This window comes from Vibrio sp. YT-16 (assembly GCF_033337405.1).
GTDB lineage: Bacteria > Pseudomonadota > Gammaproteobacteria > Enterobacterales > Vibrionaceae > Vibrio > Vibrio alginolyticus.
Map to the genome: position 1 here is coordinate 140138 of NZ_JAWOQQ010000001.1, position 23283 is coordinate 163420.

A 23283-nucleotide genomic window follows, 5' to 3' on the forward strand; every position below is an offset into this window, starting at 1 on the left:
CCCGAGATAACCACATAACGATACTTTACTTAATTTGGTATAACAAAAACCCTAAAAATAACATGGCTAACATTTATAAAATTAACTTTTATCAATAGAAAATCTCAACACAACATTAGAAAATTAAAATTAAGCAATAACTTAAAAAGACAAGACTTAATAACCAAATTCTTATTTATTATAGTTGAGTGGTGAATTTAAAAACTATGAGACATTAATCCCACGAATCTATCCTTTTTCTTTTTTTAATAAAAAACAAGATGCACTATTTCACCGCTCATTTATTGAGCTTGAATTTATAACCTGTCCATAATTATAAAGTGCCCATCAAGATGGTTTAAAACAAAAGTCTTTATGGGCTGACTAATAGGAAAAAATAATGGAAAAACAGCATCTTTCCGCGAGTATTATCGCACTCGCTTTACTTGGTTCTTTAGCACCAGCACATGCTGAAGATACATTGAAATCTTACACTTCGACATTGCTTCAGCTTGATGATGGTGATGCACGCTCGAAAAAAATCCGCTTAATTTATTCTTTAGAAAATGTCTGGAACCAATCTTTGCTACCAAATGGCGCTAAAGAAGCCAAGTTGATCCTAAATGGCGGTTCTGGCTTCGACATGACTAATGTTCCAAACAAAGAACAAATCTATGGTTTTGCTACTGGGGGAGATTACCGTTACACCGTTCCAACGGCTTTTAAGCTGGCACTGAGCTATTTAAATGGCGCCCCTTTACGCCACATGAGCCATGCTCCAGAAAACACCATTGCAACGGCATCTGTCAGTGAGTCGCTAGATTTTAACCTTGGATTCAGTGCTTCTACTTCTCCAAATATTAGTGGGGGAATCTCCTGGAGCAACCGTGTAACGTACGACCAGCCAGAGTTTCAAACGGTTGCCGATTTTAACCAAGCTAACGAAAGCATTAATTGGTTAATTGAAAACAAGACTATCCGCCATAATACGCCAGCTAAAGACTGGTTATTGTATCGCTGGACCAGTTGTGACATGGGTAATTTGATTGATTACAATGAGTTACCTGTCGTTATGCGTTCAGACTTTAAACCACAAGTCGGCGTCGTATATAGAAAAAATGACATTCAAGATGGCCTAGATACATCAGAGGTCAAGCTGGTTGCTGGTTGGCGAAAAACCAATTACTACTTTGGTCGCGACTGGTGTAGCTGGTATACCACTCCAGAAAATACCTGGAAGAAAAATCGTGATAGCAGTCAATGGACAGAGACTAGCCGAGCCGTAACTATCTCTTGGAATGACGATCTCTACCACTAACTTATTAGCCTGCGGCCACGGAATAAATAAGTGGCCGCCGTATTTACTAATGAAATAAACGGTAAGACATGACACATGACAAGTAACAAAAAACTCTTGACTGGATCGGTGCTGGCACTTGGTGCAGTACTCGCCATATTTCTGATTAATTCAAATAACAAGAATGCCCAGACCGAACCTGTTGCAAGCCTTGACGAGCAAATCAAGACAGAAGACGCTGCTACAATAAGTGTAACGCCTCCTGAGAGCGATGCTGCTCAAAAGGTGGTTACCACTCCAACACCACAAAGTGGCAATGATGATACTTCCGACGTCATTCCAGCTACACCTTGGATATCTGCCCCATTAAATGAACTGAGCAATGAACTGTACGATTTTATTGAAGCTGAACAGGTAAGTTACATCAGTACGACCGACTATCCATTCGACGAGCAAAAGCAAAAACAATTGCGAACATTAGCTAGGCAAGGGGTTCCTATCTTGTTTGACAATACGGAGTCATCCTATTTGGATAGCTACGGTGTCAGCGAAACCAAAGTCGTATCAGAGTATTTTGGTACGGCGTCTGAAGGTGATGTCATCATCGCTACCGGAGTACAGAATGCAGATGGCAGCATTCATTATCTAGTTTTGCCTTTGAAGAGCAAAGATCTCAACGATAACAGTAAATTGATTGAGGACACTAAGCTCGCAATCACTCTACTTAAAGAACAAAAGCATGACTTGATAAAAGAGAGACAAAACGAACATCGCGAATAAAAAGTAAAGGGAGATAGCCTCTGTATCGCTATTTCCCTTAAAACTCAGTTCTCAATTAAGAAAAGCTCATTTCTCCCTACTTACCGGCACCCTATCCGAAATTACCTTGCCGTCTTTGATGGTGATGATGCGTTTAGTGCGCTCTGCCAGAGCGTTATCGTGCGTCACGATGATCAATGTTCTGCCTTCAGCGTGAAGTTGATTGAACAATGCTTCAATCTCTGCGCCGGATTTTGAATCCAATGCACCCGTTGGTTCATCCGCTAAGATGATTTGCGGATCGTTGACCAAGGCTCTGGCGATAGCAACTCTCTGCTTTTGACCACCAGAAAGCTGGTTTGGTTTATGGTCTAAACGATCCCCTAGCCCGACTTGCTCTAGCAATTTAGCTGCGCGCTGGCGACGTTCTTTGGCTTTGATGCCAGAGTAAACCAACGGCAGTGCCACGTTATCAAGCGCCGTCGCGTATTCCAATAAGTTAAAGCTTTGGAAGACAAACCCGATCTTTTGGTTACGAATGCCAGCCAACTCATTCGCACTTAAACTTGCGACGTTTTGGCCGCCAAGTTGGTACTTGCCATCGGTGGGCTTGTCTAAACAGCCGAGCATGTTCATCAACGTTGATTTGCCTGAACCGGACGGGCCAAGAATCGAAAGAAACTCGCCTTGATTAATGGTTAAGTCAACGCCGTCTAGCGCGCGAACTTCCGCCTCTCCGCTTGAGTAGTATTTGCAGATGTTGGTCAGCTCAACAAGTGGCTTGTTCGACATGTTCTTTCCAGAGTTATTGTTGTTATTCACTTTGTAGCGCCTCCAACGGGCTGACTTTTGCGGCTCGGTTTGCAGGTAACCATGCAGATGCCACACCAATGATCACTAAGGTGAGGATGACAATCGCGACAACGACCCACGACAACTCAGGGACAGGTTTACCCAGTTGTTCATAAAAAGCATTGCCCTCTAAAGGAATGGAACTGATGGCAGACACCAGCGCGTACGTAACGGCTAACCCAAACGCCCCCCCCATCATCATTGTCAATAAAGACTGTACTAAATAGTGCATGCGAATAGCCGTTGGTGTTGCACCGACTGCCATGCGCACACCGATATCACGCGTAGATCGCTTTACGGTGGCATACATCACATTGGCGATGCCAACACCAGCAACAGCTAACGTCACGAAGCCGATAATGCCAAGGAAACTCTGCAAACCTATCAGAAACTGCTGCATACTCTTTTGCTTAAGGAACATATCATCGACTTGGACGACCTGTTCATCACTGACACTTGCCCCGTGTTTACGGGCAATCACTTGCCTGATCGTCTTTGCTAAGGCTTCTCGGTCTACATCCGCTTGTGGCTGCACATTGATGCCACCAATTTCACCGTTGACATGAAATCGCTTCCACGTCGCTAACGGCACAAAGCTGGAATAGTTGATAAGATCCCCCAGTTCTATTTGGGCGCTGTTTTTCTCCAATACGCCCACAACAATGAACTCCTCATTGCCGATTTTTACCTTTTTCCCCACAGGGTTGACTTGCAATGTGACTGTCGCAAACCAACTAAAGTCCTCATTAGGGTTGAATAAGTCGGCTGCCAGTTCATAACCCAGTACAACGACTTTGCGCGTCTCTTTTTGATCGAGTGGGTTTAACCATCGTCCCCCCGCCATCGGCACCAAATTGGTCATGGATTGAAACTCGCTCGTGACCGCTAACGGCTCTTGCCACGAGCTTCTGTCACCAACGGTGATGCGCTCTTTCCACTTCGCCGTTGGCGCAACGCTTTTTACATCGGGTAACGCTCGAACAACCTCTGAATCGTCCATTTTTAGTGTCAGAAACTTACCTTGGTGAAAAGCACCGTGGTCGACGGTGGCCATCCCTCCGGTCAAATAAATCAAGTTGCCGTTACCATTTTGTGCGGTTTTCAATACGCCCTGACGAATACCCTCACCTACCGCCAACATAGCAGCGATACAAAGGGTCGCCCACGCTACTGCTAGAATGGTCAAACCCAGTCTCAGCTTTTCTGCGGCCATTTCTTGGAAAATTTGTCTCATCGGTAACAACATGGCTAAGCCCTCGCACTCAAAGCAATGACTGGCGTGAGACGTGATGCTCGCCTTGCTGGGAAATACGATGCCATCAATGCCAAGATAAGCGTCACAAGTAAAGACCAAGCAATGGAATCTGGCGTGATCACAGGCAAACCAATCCATTCCGGTAATCCCATGCTGCTTAGGACAGATACCACGGCATACGAAAACATCAGACCTAATGCCGTGCCCACAGCTACCAAAATAAGCCCCTCAAGAATAAACTGACTGAGTATGGATTTTTGAGTCGCCCCGATCGCCAAACGCACACCGATTTCACGCGTGCGCTCAGTGACGGATAAAAACATGATGTTGGCAACACCAAGCGCACCGACCGCCATGGTCATCGCACCGCTCGCTCCGAGAAAAATCTGAATGCCACGCAAAATTCCACTGATGACCGCCGCACCTTCACTAAAATCGGGTAATTCGACCGCATCTTTATCACTTGGGTCAAAATGAAGCTGCTTGGCGAAAAAGTTCACGATATTTTGTCGAAACGACGGTGCATCCATCCCGTCTCTCGGCTTCATCAATACCATCCAAGGTTTCGCATCCCACAAATCGCGGTACGTTGTTTGAGGAATGAAAACCGTGCGGCTATCGCCGAATGAAATGCCAGTGTCCTCACCGACGGTTATCCCAATCACCAAAAACGGAATGCCGTTAACTTTGAGCCTATCCCCGATTTGGATTCCGCCCATTTGCGCAATTTGATCGCCTAACACCGCCACGCGAGTGTGGTTGTCCATATCACTTGGTGACAGGTTTCTCGAACCGGATTGCAGCTTGCGTTGCATTAAAGGAAAGTAAGACATATCAATACCGCTGACCGTACTCGATAAGTTCTGTCCTTTGAGATTGGTGATATTCGCATCCCATTTGGCGTAAACGCTCGACGCCTGTTGCACGAAGCCCGACTGTTTGATCATGTCGACTTTTTCTTGTGGTATATCAATTTGGCGTCTTGAAGGTAACCCTTGCCACGGTTTACTGGTACTCGACGGAAACACCACTTGCACATTGTTAATCATAAATGAAAACGACTGGGTCTGATGGCGATAAAAGCCTTCTCCAAGTGCGATTAACACCACCACAGAGATCACGCCCCAAGCAATCGCGATAATGGCTAGCACGCTCTTCATGCGGTGCGCCATCAACGTTTGCCAAGTTTGCTGCAACAGGCTGCTCATGAATGAAAAGCCCGAGAGATCAACACCATGGTATCGTCATCGAGTTTCCCTGCGGTTTGCAGTAAGCCGATTCTCTTACGCCAATAGCTGTACAAGTTGGTTTGCAGACTGTTTTTCGCCTCAAACAAGCTGTTGTGTGCACTGATAACTTCCGACACTTCAAGCAGGCCAGCGTCGTAAAGTTTCTCTTTGCTTTGCAACACTCTGGCGCGCGACTCAACCAGCTCGTTCGCTATTAAAACTTGATTCCAATTGATATCGACCTGCGTAAACTGCTGAATAACTCGTTTCTGAATATCAATTTCCACTCTACGCATATCTTGCTTGGCGCTTAAAATGTTCAACGATGCTTCGTCCACTTTCGCTCGCACTGCACCATTGAGGTCAATCGGCAAACTCAAACTAATCCCAGCGTTAAACTCGCCGTTTGAACGATTGTCACCATCGCTGTAGCCCACACTGCCTTTGACGGTTGGGTAGTATCCACCTTTAGCTGAATCTTTCGCGAACTCGCTCGCTTTCACCATCTGCGCCGCGACCAACAGCTCTGGACTACTGTCTTTCGCCAGCTTTAGCCATTGCTCCTGAGAGTCCACCAGCATCGGCGGCTGAATTAGAGAATCCGTTCGAATTTGGTCGACACTCTCCGGCATTTGATTGATTAACGCCGCAAGCTCTGCTTTTTTCACTTCGAGATCGGCTTTTGCATTGAGGATACTTGCTTGCTCAGAAACTTGATTCGCTCGCATCTCTTCAACATCAACCGACTTCACTTTGCCTGCTCGATAGCGTTTCTCGATGATGTTGAGAAGTTCTTTCCCCTCCTCCAGCTTGGACTGCGCCAATTTGAGGTCGCCCTGTGCGCTTGCTACATCTAGGTAAGCGGTGAGCAACTTCTGCGCAAGCTCGTTATGTGATTGAGATAGCTCTAACTGTGCTTTGAGATAATTGGCATTCGCTTGATCCAGTTCCGACCACAAACTGCTATCCCAAATAGTTTGAGATAAGGTAGCGCCGTAACTGTTCGAATGGCTTGAGGACTCATTCCAATCCGCTGACGCACTGGCACTTAAACCCGGCAATAACGCACTGCGGCTACTCTGTACGCCAACCTCGCCAAGCTGGACGCCGATTTTCGCTTTTTCGTAATTAGGATCGTTCTGCTTTGCTTGGTGCCAAGCTTGTTCAATAGAAATTGCGTAGGTCGGCAAACTGAGTGTGGCAGCCAACAATGCAAAGGCGATTTTTGATCGTTGCAGTTTAACCATGCGCCGCTCCCATCATACTGTTGTCGATAACCTCTTCATCAAGCTCCACGCCGTCAAGCACTTCGACATTGATGCCATCTGACAGACCGAGTTTCACAGGTTGTTTATGAAACCCTTGTTCTGAGCTATCGGGGATCAGAACATTCGGTGCGTCACCATCAAATTGCAGAGCGCGCTCCGGTAGCGTGAGTACGTTTTCAGACTTCTTAAGAATGATTTGAGCCGTCGACGAAAACCCAGAACGAAGCAACACATCTTGTGGGATCTTGAGTTCTCCCACTTCAACCTCAAAACCGTTATCAAAACTTTTTGCCGAAGCGTTGCCTTCTGGTGAGTTAAGGTTCTCAGATTGAATCGCCACTTTGGTTAGCACACCAGAAATCGCCACATCAGGATAAGGCGCAACCGTCAACATAACGGGCATTCCCGGAGACAACTGCGCAGCATCATGCTCACTGACGCTGCCTTTAAAAATCAGGCTGTTCATGTCGGCCAATGACATCATTTCAGTCGCGGCTTGGCTTGATTGAGTCGAGATGATCGGCTCTCCGACCTCAACTTTCTGGTTGAGTACCGTGCCATCAATTGGCGCGTAGATCGTCGACGTTAAACGTGCATCGCCGATAGACGCCTCGCCACTGCGGATGAGTTCGAGATTCTGGCGCTTTTGCAATACGTCCGCTTGCGCAGATTTGACTGCCGAGCGCGCACTTACGTATTCGTCGTAGTTACTTGGAATAATGTCCTGCTTGACCAAGCTTTCTAAGTTGGACAGTTTTTGTTTGGCGGATTCCAGATCGGCTTCACTACGCATGAGTTCTGCCGATGCATCCGTTAATGCTTGGGGAGTTGGGTTTGGACGCACTTTGATCAGCGGTTGGCCTTGCTTCACCTTTTCACCAACTTTCGCGTAAATTTCACCGACGATACCGTCGATTTGTGACTTGATAGACACAGAGTGTGCAGGGACAATTTTACCAACAGCCACCGCTTGTTTTTCAATCGTGCCTTTTTCCACAATCAATGTAGGCAGCAATTCTGGTTGAGCAGCAGATTGGAGATAGAAATACGTACCACCGCCGAGCAGCGCGATGCTCACAGCGGAGACAAGCCAACGTTTCGTCATTATTTATTCCAACAATTATTGGGTAGTCTAATGACTACTCCTAAAACACAAAGTTGAAGGAATAATATCCTGCTTTAATAACGGTTTGGTTGTCACAGTTGGTAAGGCTTTGTCAGTCGCCTCTGACAATCAAAGACTAAAAAATCTCGACGAATCATTCAGCAAAGACGCTGTCTACGATGGCGACTAACAAGCTCTGTAACCGCTCGTTTCAACCGCCCCCCTTTTCATTCTGAACAACGTGCAAAATGGCGCAGTTCTGTATCCTCCAATCGCATATCCATACAGTCTTGCGCCTCACGTCCTAAAGCAGGAAAAACCGCATGCGCTTTTAAAATGCCTCGGCTGATAAAGCCACATTTCTCCAACACACGAATACTTGCGTGGTTGCCAATATGCGGGGCAGTGCGAATGCGCGTTATACCTAAGCTTTGCAAGTAAACAACGCCAAGTTTGCAGGCTTGGGTTGCATAGCCTTTTCCCTGATAGCGAGCAGAAATACCAAAATGGATTTCACTGCTGTCTTGATCAGGTATCAGCACCAGACAGCCTATAGGAGTTTGAGAAGTAAGTTCTTCAATGGTGAAGACTAATAGATTGGGAGACTTTTGATCATATTGAGCACGCCATCTTTCGATAGCTTCAAGGGTTTGATTAACATTTTGGTGGGCTTGGCGATTGAGGAAGCGGCATGCTTGCTCATCGCCTAAATAGTTTTCAAACAGAGGAGCAGCGTCTGTTGTTTTGAGGTGTCTGATTGCCACTTGTTGATATTCAACTCTCATCATGGTTTAGCTCTGATAAACATTCGGTTTCCAGATTTGCATGAAGTTTTCTACTGGAGCAATAGGAGTGAACCCAAACTGTTCGTACAACCCATGAGCATCGCGGGTTGCAAGCATCATACGGCGTAAGCCTTGTAGTTCTGGATGAGCAACAATTTCTGAGATCAACCACTTACTGATGCCTTTACCACGGTGTGCCTCCACTACAAACACATCGGCAAGATACGCAAACGTGGTGCGATCGGTAATTAACCGAGCAAAAGCGACGAGTTGATTTTCGTCATCCAAAACCGCGAAACAGAACGAATGGCGCAATGACTTCTCAAGGCGTTCTCTTGGAATGCCCTTTCCCCAATAACTGTTTGAAATGAACTGGTAGATAACGTCTAAATCCATGTCATCTAACGACGTGGTAATTCGAAACCCTTGCATTGTATCCCTCAACATTGGTTTATATTTTCTCAGCCACACAGACAAGCGAGTTGGCATTCGCCTCAAATACATGCGCTGACCAAGATTGGTACTTCTCTATAATTCTGAATCCCGCTTGTTCAAAGAAAACCTCTATGTCTTCCAGCGGGCGATATTTTAAATCAATGCTGGAATGCTCAATCGTTCCACTTTCAAAATGGCGCTCTTTGTTCAAATACATGATGGACGTTTGCAAGTCATACTCGGCCTTCATACCGAAATAATTCACTTCACCATAGGTTGGAGAAACATAGGTTTGCCACAGCGCCATCTCATGATCCAATTCTAGATTCTCTGGCGTTGGTAACCGCGTATCGAAGACAAATCGCCCACCTTTTTCTAGGTGCTTTGATATTGAGCTCAGTGCGCCTGCCAGCATGTCGTCACTTAAAAAGGCTTGGAATGCATTCCCTGTCAGTATGGCTAGGTCAAACTTCTTACCTAACGAAAACTGGGTTGCGTCGAGATGAAGAAAACGTAAGTTACTCCTACTTTTGGCTTTGTCCTTTGCGTGTTTGAGCATCCCTTCAGAAATATCAATGCCAATGGCTTCGTTGAGTTGCTCAGAGACTGGAATCGTGACAATGCCGGAACCACAACAGACATCCAGTACACTTCGAGTATTGGTTTCTTCGATTAACCTTGTGATGAAAGCAATTTCTTGATGGTAATGCTGGTCGTATTGAGCATCGTATTCAATGCCCGACCCGAACTCGGTTAAATCCTGTGTTTTCAAAAACAGTCCTTGTTTGTTACTTATTTCAGCGGTGTGACTTTTTCAGCTCTAGCATCAAGTATCGACACACATAACCAACACCAGATACGTAACCAATCACATTTTCTAAGGAAACCACTTCCAACCCAGCTTGCTGACAGAGTTGCTCAACTTCACTTTCGGTATATGCCTTATGCACGACCGATCCACTATAAGTATTTCGAGGCAAATCTTGTCCATCCGGATCGTGGTATTGAAAGCTGATAAAACATCGTCCATTCACCGTTAGCTTACGCGAAATGCACTCCAGCAGTTGTTGAGGCTCGGCTAGAGACTCAGTAAAACCAAGTGCGGTGATAAGGTCGAAGGTTTGCTCAAACAAAGGGGAAAATGGCTCATCGAGGTTATGAACCGCGACGCTTTGATAGAGGTTAGTTTGGCGCGCTTTATCAACCATTTTGGACGAGATGTCTAAGCCATGGATGGCGAGTTCTGGATAGTGACTTTTTACGACATGTCCGATACTGCCAGTCGCACAGGCTAGGTCGAGAACCGAGCCTTGCTCGATGGGAGAGGTTTTTAACTTCTCAGAAATCCAACGTGGACCGACGTAGTGACTGTCATCCACCAACTTTTGATAGCGATCCGACACATCATCATACATTTTTGCTACGTTCATCGTTTCCTCCTTGATAACCAGAACGATGCTCGAATGTAACACGCAATAAGCATCTAGACACTTATTGATTGACTAGTTCTTTATGGTATGTGACCGACTGGTTGTTTAGGACAACAAAAAAAATCCGATACTCAATATTTTGAATATCGGATTTTTATTGCGTTATCGAGCTAACCAAATTCTCGCTAGTATTCCTATCGGAGTGGTAACGCCAGTTGTGACGGAGGAAATTTCACCATTTCTTAAAATATAAATGGTTGGGGTCACGCTAATTTTCCATTCACGCATAATATAGCTTGAAGGATCGTTTATGTTTTCAAAACGATATTCTTTTGCCCTCATAAACTGCGCCACACGCTCATTCGGTCCCGACGAGCCAGAAACGCCAACTACGGTGTAGTCATCACTCAGCCAGCTCACGCTTGGGCTTACAAATTTACAAGCGGGACACCAAGTCGCCCAAAAGTAAACAACGACAGGTTGTTCATGACTTTGCGCGATTGCATCGAAGTATTCACCATCGCTCAATACGGAGCTCAATGGTGGAGCCTCCTGTTTAGGAATATCTTTGGTGCGATACCAATCCATCGCGATAGAAATCGCGGTGACAATGAGCACCATCTGTACGATTTGAATGAGCCAATATCGGAATGTTCTACGCTGCTTTGTCGAACTCATTGAATGGCTCCCCCACTCGCTTGTTTCACCGCGCTTAAAACAACATCATCAGTCAGAATCACAGGTAACGGGATACCTTGTGGCGCCGCCGGGCCATAGACGATGTTAAACGGCACACCGTAACGCCCATGAGCTCGTAAAAAGTCCGTTACCGAGCCGTCCGGATGTGTCCAATCCCCTTTTAGCGTCGCCACATTAGAGCTTTGCAGCAATGAGTAGACAGGATCTTGCCAGATCACGCCGATCTTGTTCGCTTTACACGTGACACACCAATCCGCAGTGACATCCACAAACACCACTCGCCCATTATTGACGTGATCTTCAATCGCCGAGTTAGAAAGCTTCTGCCACGCTAAGTCCTCAGGAAGCGGTGTCGCCCATTGGTCGGCAGTGACACTACCAAGTAACAGGCCACCAGCTATCAACACTAATGACGCAGTTCCGGATACAGCAAGCGCTTTCTCACCATACACTTTCTTAACTCTTGCCATCATTACAACAAAAGCAACCACAGCGATGAGTGCAATCCATAACATAGGTACATGATTTGCCATTAATGAAAGTAGCCAAACGCTGGTTGCCAGCATCATTATGCCAAACGCTATTTTAACGACATTCATCCACGAGCCAGGCTTTGGTAGTTTCAGCGCGATATTTGGAAACACAGCGACTAAGAGCCAAGGCAGTGCCATACCCAATGCTAATGCTGTAAAGGTTGCAAATAACGTTAATACGTCGGCACCCAAGGCAAACGCCACGGCCGTTCCTAGAAAAGGCGCGGAGCAAGGCGTCGCAAGCAATGTGGCAAACATACCTTGAACATAGTGACCAACTAGGGAGTTATCACCTTTCGAGGCCAGCCATGTATTGGTACCCGATGATAGACGGACTTCAAACAGCCCCAGCATATTGGCCCCAAACAAAGTGGTGACCAACACCATCAAACCTAAGAACCAGGGGCTTTGAAATTGCACGCCCCAACCAATGGCATTACCTGTTAGCTTGAGCACCAAAATAAAACCAGCGAGAATCCAGAACGACGTTAATATACCAAGTGACGAGGCAACAAACTGAGCGCGAATTTGACGACGCTCGATACCTTGAGCGGCAACAATACTACTTAGCTTCATCCCCAAAACCGGAAGAACGCAAGGCATAATGTTAAGAATTAAACCGCCGAGCAACGCGAATAGAAAAACACTCGTTAGAGACGTGCTCGGCAGCGGTTCAACTATTGCCTCAGCAGTTGCTTGAGTGGTTTCTTCTGCTAGTAAATTGGTGTCTTTGATGGTCACAAACAGCGACTGACCATCTAACTCCACATCGCCCAGCCAAGTATCAACGATATAGCTCGCGGTGACGATGTTTCCTTCTGGATGCATTCCTTCAAGCTTGAAGCTATAGTCTCGCGTTGCTTCATCGACACCATCCACCAGCACTTGTGGTTGTTGCCAACCCTGACTGTTCTGTAGCTTGATTTGTAGTTTCGATTGGTTCGCATCCCAACTCGCCTGAGTAACATCAATAAACGGCGATGGCTGCGGCACGTTACTCACTGCTTGAGCGTAACTGAACATCACGTCTTCATCGACTTTTAGATCAGAAGGCAAGAACGTCAATTGAATTTGATAGTCGGTCAGCACACAAATCGTCGTACAAGAAGAAAGTGTCAGTACCGCATCAATCGTGACAGGTTTGGACATGTCTTCGACGTGCAGCGTCATGGGGAACAAAGTGTCGCCTTTATACCCAAGAGTCTCGATACCTAATAGTTCGAATTTTTGTGGGTGCGGCCATTGCCAATCCACTTTGGATAAATTTTGTGAATTTTGCCAATCAATAGATGGTGCTACGCCGCCCTCACCAGGTGAACGCCAGTAAGTTTTCCAGTCCCCAGCCAACTTGACGTCCAGATAACCAGTAATTGTTTTGGCTTGCGGATCTTGTTGACCAGTGAGCACAAAGCGCGTTTGCACTGGAGGATGTTGTGGGTTGGTTAGCCAACCTGTATCAGTAGTTTGAGCTGAAATACTCAGAGAGAGCAAACTCAAAGCAAGCGTCATAAAAAACATGAACGCAAACTGAGTCAGTTTAGTAATTTGATTCATAGTGATTCCTAGTTAAAAGACAAAGGTGCTAAATAACTGACGCTAGTGGTCAGAAAGCACGCTTTTATTCTCGGAACACACAGAAAGTCAGATGGACTCGATACTTACGGCCTATCGGTTCCGTCCAATGTTGCGCACCAATATAGGCACTGCACAACCAAATTGCCGAAGCAAAAAGACCGACAAACAGAACAACAATAAATACATCGAGTTGATGTTGAGAAAACTGAATTAACTTTTCAGACAATTCGCACTTGCTGGTTTCTTTAGTATCAATCGACTTGACGCTCGAACGCTCATCAGCAAGTGAAACCGCGGGCGATTCCGTCTCATATTTCATAGAGCATGACGATGCAAAGCCTGAATTTTGCATCAGACACACAACGACCACCCAGCCAATAATCGCCAGTAGCCATTTTGCCCGCTTATGTGGCGTGTGATGTCGTTTAGTCAACAAACTCATAAGAATTCAGATAAAGTAAGAACGAAGAAGATAATACGCGAGTCGTCATAAAGCTCAAGTTGTATCCTCTAAATAGCCTTAAGAGGCTTCACTCGGTAAGCTTTAATCTAGCTTGCCATAAATATATGCCAACTCTGCGACGGTTTTTGCCGAGAACTTCTTCAATAGATTAGCTCGGTGTACTTCAACCGTTCGCATTGCTATGCAAAGTTCGTCAGCAATACGAATGTTGCGCTTTCCTTCAATAATCAAACGTAAAATGTCTTTTTCTCTAGGTGTGAGCGATTCATAAGCCGATTTAGCTGCTGCCATATCGAGGTTTGTGGCAGACTGCGCCTGTCCCTGCAAAATGGCTCGTGCCAGTTCATCGCCTTTGACTGGTTTTTGGAAGAAATTGACCGCCCCAGCTTGCAATGCATCGACCGCCATCGGAACATCACCATGCCCTGTCAGATAAATAACGGCTAGCGGGCTGTTGGCTTGATTTAAAATTTGGTGCACTTGCTGGCCACGAAGGTTGGGCATTCGGCTATCAAGGATCACGCATCCGGCCTGATGAATGTTCACTTTATCGAGAAAAGATTGCCCATCAGCAAAAGTCGTCACGTTGAAGTCATGCTCTTCCAACATAAAAGCGAGCGAGTCACGCACCGATTCATCATCATCGACTACAAAAACAGGTAGCTGCTTTTCACCGCTGCTCATTGAGTGCTCCTATGCCTAGTTCAGATTAGTTTTGATATGGAAACACAAGCTCAACCAAACAACCATGTGGTGCTATCGAGCTGATGACAAACTCGCCACCATGCATTTCCATCACATCGCGACAAATGGCTAACCCCAGCCCAAGCCCTTCTTCTTTGCTACTCACAAACGCTTGAGTCGGATTCTCTTGCTGCAACCCTGTACCATTGTCTAACACTCGAATAGAGAGTTGACTGATTTGGTAATCGCAATGCAGGGCAATTTTACCTTGATAACCTGATGAGTGATATTTCTCTTGGAACAAAGTACACGCATCAATCGCGTTGCTGATCACATTAACTAAAACCTGTTGTACGCCAACTGCATCGACAAGTAATGGACGAATGTTCCCTTCTGTACTGGCCACAATAGAAATGTTTTGCTTCTGCATTCGAAAATGGAGTAACTCAATCGTGTCATCAATGAGTACTTGAAGATCGCACGACGTTTTGTCGACACTGCGCTTACGAATCAACGTTCTTAATCGCTGAATAATTGCATCGGCTCTTTCAACTTGGCCCTGTATTTTCTCAAGTACAGGGACAATATCTTCATGAGGGCGCTTTTTGGCCAAGCGAAGTAAACCGCCTTCACTATAGTTGCGAATGGCTGCCAGTGGCTGATTGAGTTCATGAGCAAGACTAGTGCCGATTTCTCCGACAATCGCGACCCTTTGTGAATGTTCTAACTGTTCACTTTTCTCTTTTAATCGTAACGATGTCTGCTCCAACGCTTGCTTACTCTTGCTAAATCGATACTCAAGCCAAAAGTGGTACGCGTTCAACACAATCACAAACATGAACAGCGCCCATGCCCATTCTTGATGACTACGCAGCCAGCGTAGAGCCTCACTCCACCAAGGTTGTTGCAACGGATGGAGATCCAACGCCTGATAAAGTTTGTCGATGCTCAGCAAGCTGACGGGGGACGTCCAACCTGACGCGCCTGCCGCAATAACCGCAGGGTGTTCAGGTGGCATCGCTAACAATACTTGCGCAATCTGTTTGGCAATCTGAGCTGAGCCGCGCTCTGTTTTGGCAAATGACCAGTTAGGATAAAGCGGTGTGGAAACAGCGCATAACGAGCGCTCGTTCGGCTGTTGATTTAAAACTCGGTAATTACCCGGTTGTAAAAGCCCTTCACTTAACATCTGTTCCAATAAACAAGCGGGGACGACGGCCGCTTCCACATTACCATCACGTAATTGATACAGGTTGGCATCAATAGGAAAACCAAGATAGCGGACATCAGAAAAGAAATCGTTTGGATTAAGCCCCATTTTGACTATTTGATAGCGCATCGTTAGATAACCACCAAACGCTTTTTCTGATACCGCCGCAACGGGACGTCCTGAGACATCTTGCACCGTCTGATAACTTGAATTGGCTCGAACCACCAGCGCCGAACCAATGCCGTAATTCGAGTTTTGTGGTGCTCTGCTGGTTAGCGTTGCCATCCACGACAGCGCGTATTGCCTGCCCAATCGCACTGCCTGACCTGGGTTGGTTAAGATGAAATCTATCTTCTGAAACTTCACCGCTTCGCCCATTTCATCCAAGTTAAGGGGATGAAGGACAAAATGCACATCGGAAATTTGCTGATTGAGCCAATCAATGGTCGGTTGCCATCTCTGCTCAGCATAAAGATGACCACGTATCGCTAACACGCCCACTTCGACTTTTTTCTTGACCTGTGGCTGCTCTGCTTTTTGCTCTTGCAGATCTGCTTGTTCAGAAACTGCGCCGTGAGCCAAAGATGCAAAGGCAACTAAGCAAAGAATCCAAAGCTGAAGCCACAGTGCTTTTTTCATGATGAGTCGAATCGTTCCGTCAAGAGAGTACGACAAGAATAACAGCTACCTTCCCTAAACCACATTTGTTTTAGATCAAGTTTGATCTGGGTATGTGGAAATCCACAATATAAGCCTCGCAGTGCATTTCTCACAATGGAATCAGTCAATTCAAATACAACAAAAAAGCAGGTGAGTTATGGATTCCACCAAACGTCGCTTTCTCAGCGCGGTCACAGCCGGAGCCGCGTTAATTCCAGTCGCTGGCATTGGCACGGCAACTGCGGGAAACATTATTCGAAATAACCAGTCCGCTGACCGAAAAGGACAAGTCGGGAAGCGTTATGCCATGGTGATAGATTTGCGTAAATGTGTCGGATGCCAGGCTTGCACTGTGGGTTGCAGCATCGAGAACCAAGCGCCTATCGGTCAATTCCGAACCACCGTAAAGCAATACGAAGTTACGTTAGATGATGGCTCTACCACGCGAGAAGCAAAAGCCTTTATGCTACCGCGCCTTTGTAACCACTGCGACAACCCACCTTGCGTGGCAGTGTGTCCGGTTCAAGCAACCTTTCAGCGCAAAGATGGCATTGTCATGGTGGATAACAGCCGCTGCGTCGCCTGCGCGTACTGCGTACAAGCTTGCCCTTACGATGCTCGCTTTATCAATGAAGACACCCTCACCGCAGATAAATGTACCTTCTGTGCTCACCGTCTAGAACAAGGTCTATTGCCTGCCTGCGTGGAAACCTGTGTTGGCGGTGCACGTGTAATTGGTGATTTGAATGATCCATCAAGTGAAGTCCGCCACTTAATTGCGAAGCACCAAGACGATATCAAAGTGCTAAAACCCAATGAAGGCACCAAGCCTCACGTGTTTTACATCGGCATGGATGAACGCTTCACCAGCCACATCGACGGACAACCTGCTATTTACGACCCACAGGGAGAGCGCGCATGAACATCACCGAAGTGTTAGTCCAACCTCAAGCGATGGCTTGGCTCCCGTGGGCGGTGCAATATTTCTTCTACATCGGTTCGGCTTATGCGGCTGCTGTTTTATTCCTAATCGCCCTATTATTTGAAAAACACACCAGTCACAGACTACGCGCTGCGCTTGTTCTGACGCTGGCCATCGGCGCCATCGTGGGGCCATTAGCGTTAACTGGCGACCTTCACCAACCGGGACGCGCATGGCATTTTTACGCGCACATCACGCCGTGGTCATGGATGTCTCTAGGCTCGCTGTTCCTGCCTGTTTTCTCAGGTTTAGCGGTAGTGACTGCATGGCTGTATCTGCATCAGGATCTTATCGCACTGCGAAATCAACCGGGAAAAGTACTACCTCTGTTATCTAAGTTGTCGCTTGGTGAGTGGGCTATTTCTCGCAAAGTGATGCTCACAATATCTGCAATCACCGTGTTATCAGGCTTAACCATCGCCCTTTATACTGGAGCTGAAATTGCAGTCGTTAAATCGCGCTCTTTATGGCACCAACCCGCGTCGCCGGTTCTTTGGTTTGTCACTGCATTTATGAGCGCGGTCGGATTTTCTCTGTTGATTTGGCTCTTGCTGCCTAGTCAGTCAAAGACACTGACATCTGGCGATACTAATTTACTTAAAAAATCAGTGGTTACCAGCGGTGTATTAACGCTGATACTGCTACCGATTTGGGCATCCAACAATTCCGCATTTTCGCTCTATTCTAGCGAACAATGGATGCACAACATTGCCCTGCTCACTTTTGTCGTTTTAGGTTGTGTTTTGCTCGCTTTCATCTTCTTGCGCGATACCAAAAAGTCCGCATCAGCCAGATTTCGTCACGTCATAGGGCTCAGTTTTGTGTCTGCTGCCGCACTGGAAAGTGCATGGCTGATTCGCTGGTTTACCATCATGGAAGTGCAAACCATCGCCAAGTTCGATGCAGGGCTGTATCCATACCAACTCACTATGGATGGAAATGGCTGGATAGGCATTATCGGCATGCTCGGATTATGGCTTGCACTGGCACTGCTCGGTTCGGAGCTGGTTCAGCCAAAACAAAAGATCGAAGTAAAAGCCTCATCACCCACCTTAACTGAACGCTAATCAAAGGGGATTTCATCATGGATAACAAACGCCGTCAGTTTTTGAAATCAGGCATTGCAGTGGGTGGGCTTGGCGCATTCGCTGCGGGTTACGCCACCACCACCAAACACATGGTCGAGGGTGCGCTCGAAGGCACTGCGGGAGAAAAAACGCGTGATATTCACCACGGTAACTCGCTTGAACCAGAGTACACGGTCAACAGCAAAGGCAACCTAATCCCTAATCCAAATCAGCGCGTTGCACCATCGATGTGCTTTGGTTGTTGGTCACTGTGCGGATTGCGTGTACGCATTGATAACCGCAACGACGAGATTTTGCGTATTACTGGCAACCCATATCACCCACTCTCTCATCAGCAACACATTCCGTTCGAAACGCCAGTCAAAGGTGCTTATTTAAGTTTGGCAGGAGAAGCGGGCCTTGACGGTCGTTCAACAGCATGCGCACGTGGCAATGGGATGCTAGAAATTCGCAACAGCCCGTACCGCATTACTCAGCCACTGAAACGAGTTGGAAAACGCGGCGAAGGAAAATGGATTCCGATCAGTTACGAACAACTGATAGAAGAAGTCGTCGAGGGCGGTGATTTATTTGGTGAAGGTCATGTGGATGGCTTACGCGACATTCGCGATTTAACAACGCCCGTTGATCCTGAAAACCCAGAATATGGACCGAAAGCCAACCAACTGTTAATGACCAACGCCGGTAACGAAGGCCGAGACGACATATTCAAACGCTTCGCGTTCAACAGCTATGGTACGCGTAACTTTGGGCATCACGGCTCTTACTGCGGCTACGCATTTCGTGCTGGCAGCGGCGCATTTATGAACGACTTAGATAAGAACGCACATTTGAAGCCAGACTTTGATAATGCGGAATACATCATCTTCATCGGTATGTCGCCTGCGCAAGCTGGCAACCCTTTTAAGCGTCAGGCGCGCCAACTCGCCAATGCGCGAACAGAAGGTGGCTTGGAATACACCATCATCACGCCAAGTTTGCCTGCGGGTTCATCGAGCTTGGCTGCCGGTGACAACAACCGCTGGATAGCAATCAAACCGGGCACCGACTCTGCCCTCGTGCTTGGCATGATCCAGTGGATCATCGAAAACCAACGCTACAACAAAACCTTCTTGGCGCAGCCGGGGGCAAACGCGATGAAACGAGCCGGCACCGCGCACTGGTGTAATGCTACGCATCTCGTGATAAGCGATAATCAGCACCCGAGAAACGGCACGTTTTTACGCGCGTCGGACTTGAATCTGCCATTCGAGGGCGTAGCGTTGTCTGACTCCGACCCGTACGTCATCGTGGAAGAGCAAAGTGGCCAATTTGGTGTTCATACCCAAACTGAGGAAGCGACACTGTTTGTCGATAAAACGGTTTCGCTTGCATCAGGCAAAGTGCGCGTAAAATCGTCTCTGCAAAGGCTCAAAGAAGAGGCGTTTAAATACAGCCTTGAGTTCTACAGTCAACAATGTGAGATCCCTGTAGAGCAAATCGCAGAACTAGCGAAACGCTTCACAAGCTATGGCACAAAAGCGGTGGTCGATACCCACGGTGGCAACATGCACACCAATGGGTTCTATAACTCGTTTACTATCATGATGCTCAATGCGTTGATTGGTAACATCAACATGAAAGGCGGCGCGATGGCGAAAGCGGGTGGCTACCCAACTTCCGCTGCGGGTCCTCGTTACGACTTCACCAAATTTGCTGGCAAAGTCGGCCCGAAAGGCGTCTTTTTGTCGCGCAGTAAATTCCCCTACCACAAAACCAGCGAATACAAACGTCGCGTTGAGGCAGGAAAATCCCCTTACCCAACTCGCGCACCTTGGTATCCGTTTGCAGCACCACTGCTGACGGAACACTTGTCTGCGGCTATTGATGGTTATCCATATCGCGTTAAAGCGTGGATCAACCACATGGCGAACCCGATGTATGGTGTACCCGGTTTGAAAACGCTGCTGGAAGACAAGCTTAAAGATCCAAAGCAGCTCGGTTTGATTGTGTCTATTGATGCGTTCATTAACGAAACCACCGCGTTGTCGGATTATATTGTACCTGACACGGTCACCTACGAAAGCTGGGGTATGGCAACGCCTTGGCACGACGTTCCGGTGAAAGCCGTCACCGCTCGTTGGCCGATTGTGGAAGCGCGAACAGAGAAAACCGCCGATGGTCGTTCGATTTGCTTAGAAAACTTTTTGATTGATGTCGCCAAGAAAATGCAACTAGGCGGCTTTGGTGACAACGCGATTCAAGATGCGCAAGGGAATTGGCACGCTCTCCACAGCGCTGAAGATTTCTACTTACGTTCCGCGGCAAACTTGGCTTATGTGAAAGGCGGGGTGCCTGAAGTTTCGGCAGAAGACATTGCGTGGTCCGGCCTAGAGCGTTTAATGCCAGCCATGCAGAAGACGCTGACAGCGGATGAGATGAAACGTGTGGCGTTTATTTTTGCTCGCGGTGGACGTTTTGAAAATGCAACCGAAGCGTATCAAGGTGAGCAAATGAAGCACAAATGGACACGACCTGTCGCGATATGGAATGAACGTGTCGGCAGCGCAAGAAACACCATGACCGGTGATTTCTACACGGGTTGCCCAACATGGCATCCACAAAAACTGGCCGATGGCACATCAATGGAAGACCAGTTCCCAAGCTCAGAATGGCCTTTCAGCCTGACGAACTTTAAATCCAACATTCACAGTGCGGTATCCAACCTATCGCCAAGGTTGAACTCGATTAAAGGCGTAAACCCAGTGTACATCCATCCAATCGATGCCGAGCGTGCGGGCATTAAAACGGGTGATGAGTTTGTTATCGAGACACCATCTGCAAGCACCAAAGCACTTGCGATGATAGTCAGCGGGATTCGCCCTAGCACACTCGGATTTGAACATGGGTTTGGTCATACCGAGCTAGGACAACGCTCGCACTGGATCGGCGATAAACAACAACCCGTAAAAACGCGCAGCCAAGATGGCGTCAACATTAACGACATTGGCTTAATTGATCCTACCCGAGAAGGTAAAGGTGTATTGTTGGATTGGGTAGTGGGCGCCGCGGCACGTCAGTCCTTGCCGGCCAAAATCCGCAAAGCGTAACGCCGCACGTTAAGACGTCTCTACCACTTAGAGCTGCCGATTTGTGCAGCTCTTCACCACTTTGTTTTTATAGCTTATAGAACAACCAATAAAAACAAATACGGCCATTTACACTTATTAAATATGTGGAAATCCACAATACCTTTCATTATTGACAAGGCCGACAATATCGTCCGAGTGACTACCAAGTAGCACTTAGACATATTAATAAAAATTAAAGTGAGTCAGCATGTCAAAAATTCTTCCAGTGGTGGTGGCCTGTTTGTTAGCAACCACTATGGGCGCAAGCGCCTCGTCTATTCCGGAAAAAGCCAGCGTATGTAGCGGTTGTCACGGCCAAGATGGCATGGGACAGCCAAATATCGCGCCGATGATCGCTGGTTTAAACGCGAATTATCTCAACACTCAAATCGAACTATTCCTTAGTGGCGAACGCCAAAATGTGGTCATGCAAGGCATGGCGAAGGAACTCAGCGATCCCGCAGGCCGTAAGGAAGTTATGGAGTACTTTGCTAACCTCCCGAGCTATGAGTTCACGAATCCAGAACAACGCGGCGACCAAGCTGATATTCGTAACCCGTATCGTAAGTTAATTTTCCAAGGCGATTGGGATAGAAATATTCCAGCTTGCGCAACTTGTCATGGAGCCAGCGGTATGGGCGTCGACAAGTTCCCTCGCCTCGCAAGCCAACATGCTGATTACTTAAAAACGCAATTGATGGCATGGAAAAACGGCACTCGCAGTGGCGACCCGCTCAATATGATGGGGACCATCGCAAAAAATCTCACTGACAAAGAGATCGAAAATCTTGCTTACTACTTTGCCTCATTACGTTACTAGGAGCAGTCATGAAACGTTTCTATTCTTTGTTCGCACTGCCTTTCATTTCTACGCTCGTACTAGCTAACGCTCCATTACCGGACCGCCAGAAAGAGCTACCTGCGATAGAAAAAGAAAAGCACGGTGAATACTTAAAACCGCGTGATCTCAGCACAATCCCAAACACCGCATTTGGTGAGCAAGTAAAACGCGGTTACTCGCTCTTTGTTAACTCACAACAAATGCGCGGAAAATACGTTGGCAACGAACAAAACTGTGTGAACTGCCATATAGAGGCAGGACGAAAAGCAAACGCTGCGCCACTGTGGGCAGCTTACATGGCATACCCGGCATATCGTAAGAAAAACGATCGCGTAAACAGCTATGCTGACCGTATCCAAGGTTGTTTCGAGTATTCCATGAACGGTAAAGCGCCCGCTTACGATTCGACAGAAATTGTTGCCCTTAGTGCTTACGCCTACTGGTTAGCGATGGGCGGCTTGCTTGACAAACATGGTATGGCGGATGAACCCATTCCAGAACTAGACGCAAAAACGTTGCAAATTGGTGGAAAAGCAAAAGACTTCCCGTTGCCCGAAGCCATCGCACAAGCATTACCAATTGAAAAGCGGGGTAATCTCTCTGGGCGTGGCTACCCAAAAATCGCCGCCCCTGAGCAAGAACCATCAATAGAGCGAGGCGCATTGGTCTACGAAAAGAACTGTGAAACTTGCCATCGCGCCGACGGTTCAGGCATCAAAGACACCAACGACCATTCATACATTCCACCACTTTGGGGCGAATATGCGTATAACTGGGGCGCAGGTATGCACCGGATTAACACAGCGGCCTATTTTATTTACGAAAACATGCCGCTTGGGAAAAGTGTGCAGCTGACAGAGCAAGAAGCTTGGGATGTCGCAGCATACGTCAACAGCCATGAGCGTCCACAAGATCCTCGATTCAAAGGCAATGTCACCGCAAACGCGGAGAAATATCACCAGCACCAAGGCTATTACGGCAAAACGCTCAACGGTACGCAAGTCGGCTCCAATGCCTTTAAGAGCGGAACGGTCAAGTAAAGTA

21 protein-coding genes are annotated in these 23283 nt (G+C 47.1%); 7 read left to right on the forward strand and 14 right to left on the reverse strand.

Annotation, left to right across the window (positions count from 1 at the left end; genetic code table 11):
* Nucleotides 1-379: 379 nt before the first annotated feature.
* On the forward strand, nucleotides 380-1297 hold the full coding sequence (locus tag R7F07_RS00610) for a leukocidin family pore-forming toxin (protein WP_005376731.1): 918 nt from the start codon (nucleotides 380-382) through the stop codon (nucleotides 1295-1297).
* A 75-nt stretch (nucleotides 1298-1372) separates the two neighbouring features.
* Complete coding sequence (locus tag R7F07_RS00615; RefSeq protein ID WP_042523048.1) at nucleotides 1373-2056, forward strand: topoisomerase I; 684 nt, start codon at nucleotides 1373-1375, stop codon at nucleotides 2054-2056.
* Nucleotides 2057-2122: 66 nt separating this feature from the next.
* On the opposite strand, the gene R7F07_RS00620 is transcribed toward R7F07_RS00615, so the two are convergent.
* From R7F07_RS00620 to R7F07_RS00685, 14 genes are all read right to left on the reverse strand, one after another.
* Nucleotides 2123-2827: an ABC transporter ATP-binding protein gene (locus tag R7F07_RS00620; RefSeq protein ID WP_025767247.1), complete on the reverse strand. Its 705-nt coding sequence runs from the start codon at nucleotides 2825-2827 to the stop codon at nucleotides 2123-2125.
* A 22-nt stretch (nucleotides 2828-2849) separates the two neighbouring features.
* Entirely contained in the window at nucleotides 2850-4133 is a 1284-nt protein-coding gene (locus tag R7F07_RS00625) for an ABC transporter permease (RefSeq protein ID WP_054574777.1), read from the reverse strand.
* 2 nt (nucleotides 4134-4135) lie between these two features.
* Nucleotides 4136-5350 (reverse strand): ABC transporter permease, encoded by a 1215-nt coding sequence (locus R7F07_RS00630; protein WP_171342895.1) that lies wholly within the window; start codon nucleotides 5348-5350, stop codon nucleotides 4136-4138.
* The gene (locus R7F07_RS00635; RefSeq protein ID WP_005376723.1) at nucleotides 5347-6618 is read right to left on the reverse strand and encodes a TolC family protein; all 1272 of its coding nucleotides are present in this window, start codon (nucleotides 6616-6618) and stop codon (nucleotides 5347-5349) included. The genes R7F07_RS00630 and R7F07_RS00635 overlap by 4 nt, the downstream gene beginning before the upstream one ends.
* Nucleotides 6611-7744, reverse strand: a complete 1134-nt coding sequence (locus R7F07_RS00640; RefSeq protein WP_005376722.1) for an efflux RND transporter periplasmic adaptor subunit — start codon at nucleotides 7742-7744, stop codon at nucleotides 6611-6613. The genes R7F07_RS00635 and R7F07_RS00640 overlap by 8 nt, the downstream gene beginning before the upstream one ends.
* A 227-nt stretch (nucleotides 7745-7971) precedes the next feature.
* Nucleotides 7972-8532, reverse strand: coding sequence for a GNAT family N-acetyltransferase (locus R7F07_RS00645; RefSeq protein WP_171342894.1), 561 nt, complete (start codon nucleotides 8530-8532; stop codon nucleotides 7972-7974).
* Nucleotides 8533-8535: 3 nt separating this feature from the next.
* Nucleotides 8536-8961: a GNAT family N-acetyltransferase gene (locus R7F07_RS00650; RefSeq protein ID WP_005486380.1), complete on the reverse strand. Its 426-nt coding sequence runs from the start codon at nucleotides 8959-8961 to the stop codon at nucleotides 8536-8538.
* 19 nt (nucleotides 8962-8980) lie between these two features.
* Nucleotides 8981-9736 carry a class I SAM-dependent methyltransferase gene (locus tag R7F07_RS00655; RefSeq protein WP_171342893.1) on the reverse strand — a complete coding sequence of 252 codons (756 nt, stop codon included), beginning with the start codon at nucleotides 9734-9736 and terminating at the stop codon, nucleotides 8981-8983.
* Nucleotides 9737-9761: 25 nt separating this feature from the next.
* The gene (locus R7F07_RS00660) at nucleotides 9762-10394 is read right to left on the reverse strand and encodes a class I SAM-dependent DNA methyltransferase (RefSeq protein ID WP_171342892.1); all 633 of its coding nucleotides are present in this window, start codon (nucleotides 10392-10394) and stop codon (nucleotides 9762-9764) included.
* A 162-nt stretch (nucleotides 10395-10556) separates the two neighbouring features.
* The gene (locus R7F07_RS00665; RefSeq protein ID WP_171342891.1) at nucleotides 10557-11072 is read right to left on the reverse strand and encodes a protein disulfide oxidoreductase; all 516 of its coding nucleotides are present in this window, start codon (nucleotides 11070-11072) and stop codon (nucleotides 10557-10559) included.
* The gene (locus R7F07_RS00670) at nucleotides 11069-13180 is read right to left on the reverse strand and encodes a protein-disulfide reductase DsbD family protein (protein WP_171342890.1); all 2112 of its coding nucleotides are present in this window, start codon (nucleotides 13178-13180) and stop codon (nucleotides 11069-11071) included. Before R7F07_RS00670 ends, R7F07_RS00665 begins: the two co-directional genes overlap by 4 nt.
* 64 nt (nucleotides 13181-13244) lie before the next feature.
* Nucleotides 13245-13643, reverse strand: a complete 399-nt coding sequence (locus R7F07_RS00675) for a hypothetical protein (RefSeq protein ID WP_005376702.1) — start codon at nucleotides 13641-13643, stop codon at nucleotides 13245-13247.
* 102 nt (nucleotides 13644-13745) lie between these two features.
* Nucleotides 13746-14348: a response regulator transcription factor gene (locus R7F07_RS00680; protein ID WP_025767241.1), complete on the reverse strand. Its 603-nt coding sequence runs from the start codon at nucleotides 14346-14348 to the stop codon at nucleotides 13746-13748.
* A gap of 25 nt (nucleotides 14349-14373) precedes the next feature.
* Complete coding sequence (locus tag R7F07_RS00685) at nucleotides 14374-16197, reverse strand: sensor histidine kinase (protein ID WP_053306603.1); 1824 nt, start codon at nucleotides 16195-16197, stop codon at nucleotides 14374-14376.
* A gap of 178 nt (nucleotides 16198-16375) precedes the next feature.
* Between R7F07_RS00685 and dsrO the strand changes: the two genes are divergently transcribed.
* The 5 genes from dsrO (at nucleotide 16376) to R7F07_RS00710 (ending at nucleotide 23279) form a co-directional block, all read left to right on the forward strand.
* Entirely contained in the window at nucleotides 16376-17140 is a 765-nt protein-coding gene (gene dsrO / locus R7F07_RS00690) for a sulfate reduction electron transfer complex DsrMKJOP subunit DsrO (RefSeq protein WP_047103392.1), read from the forward strand.
* Nucleotides 17137-18267 (forward strand): NrfD/PsrC family molybdoenzyme membrane anchor subunit, encoded by a 1131-nt coding sequence (nrfD, locus tag R7F07_RS00695; protein WP_318110415.1) that lies wholly within the window; start codon nucleotides 17137-17139, stop codon nucleotides 18265-18267. Before dsrO ends, nrfD begins: the two co-directional genes overlap by 4 nt.
* A 17-nt stretch (nucleotides 18268-18284) precedes the next feature.
* The gene (locus R7F07_RS00700; RefSeq protein WP_318110416.1) at nucleotides 18285-21377 is read left to right on the forward strand and encodes a tetrathionate reductase subunit A; all 3093 of its coding nucleotides are present in this window, start codon (nucleotides 18285-18287) and stop codon (nucleotides 21375-21377) included.
* A gap of 277 nt (nucleotides 21378-21654) precedes the next feature.
* Entirely contained in the window at nucleotides 21655-22218 is a 564-nt protein-coding gene (locus R7F07_RS00705) for a c-type cytochrome (protein WP_372059261.1), read from the forward strand.
* An 8-nt stretch (nucleotides 22219-22226) separates the two neighbouring features.
* A complete protein-coding gene (locus tag R7F07_RS00710; RefSeq protein ID WP_318110417.1) occupies nucleotides 22227-23279 on the forward strand; it encodes a c-type cytochrome in 1053 nt (350 codons plus the stop codon).
* Nucleotides 23280-23283 lie beyond the last annotated feature (4 nt).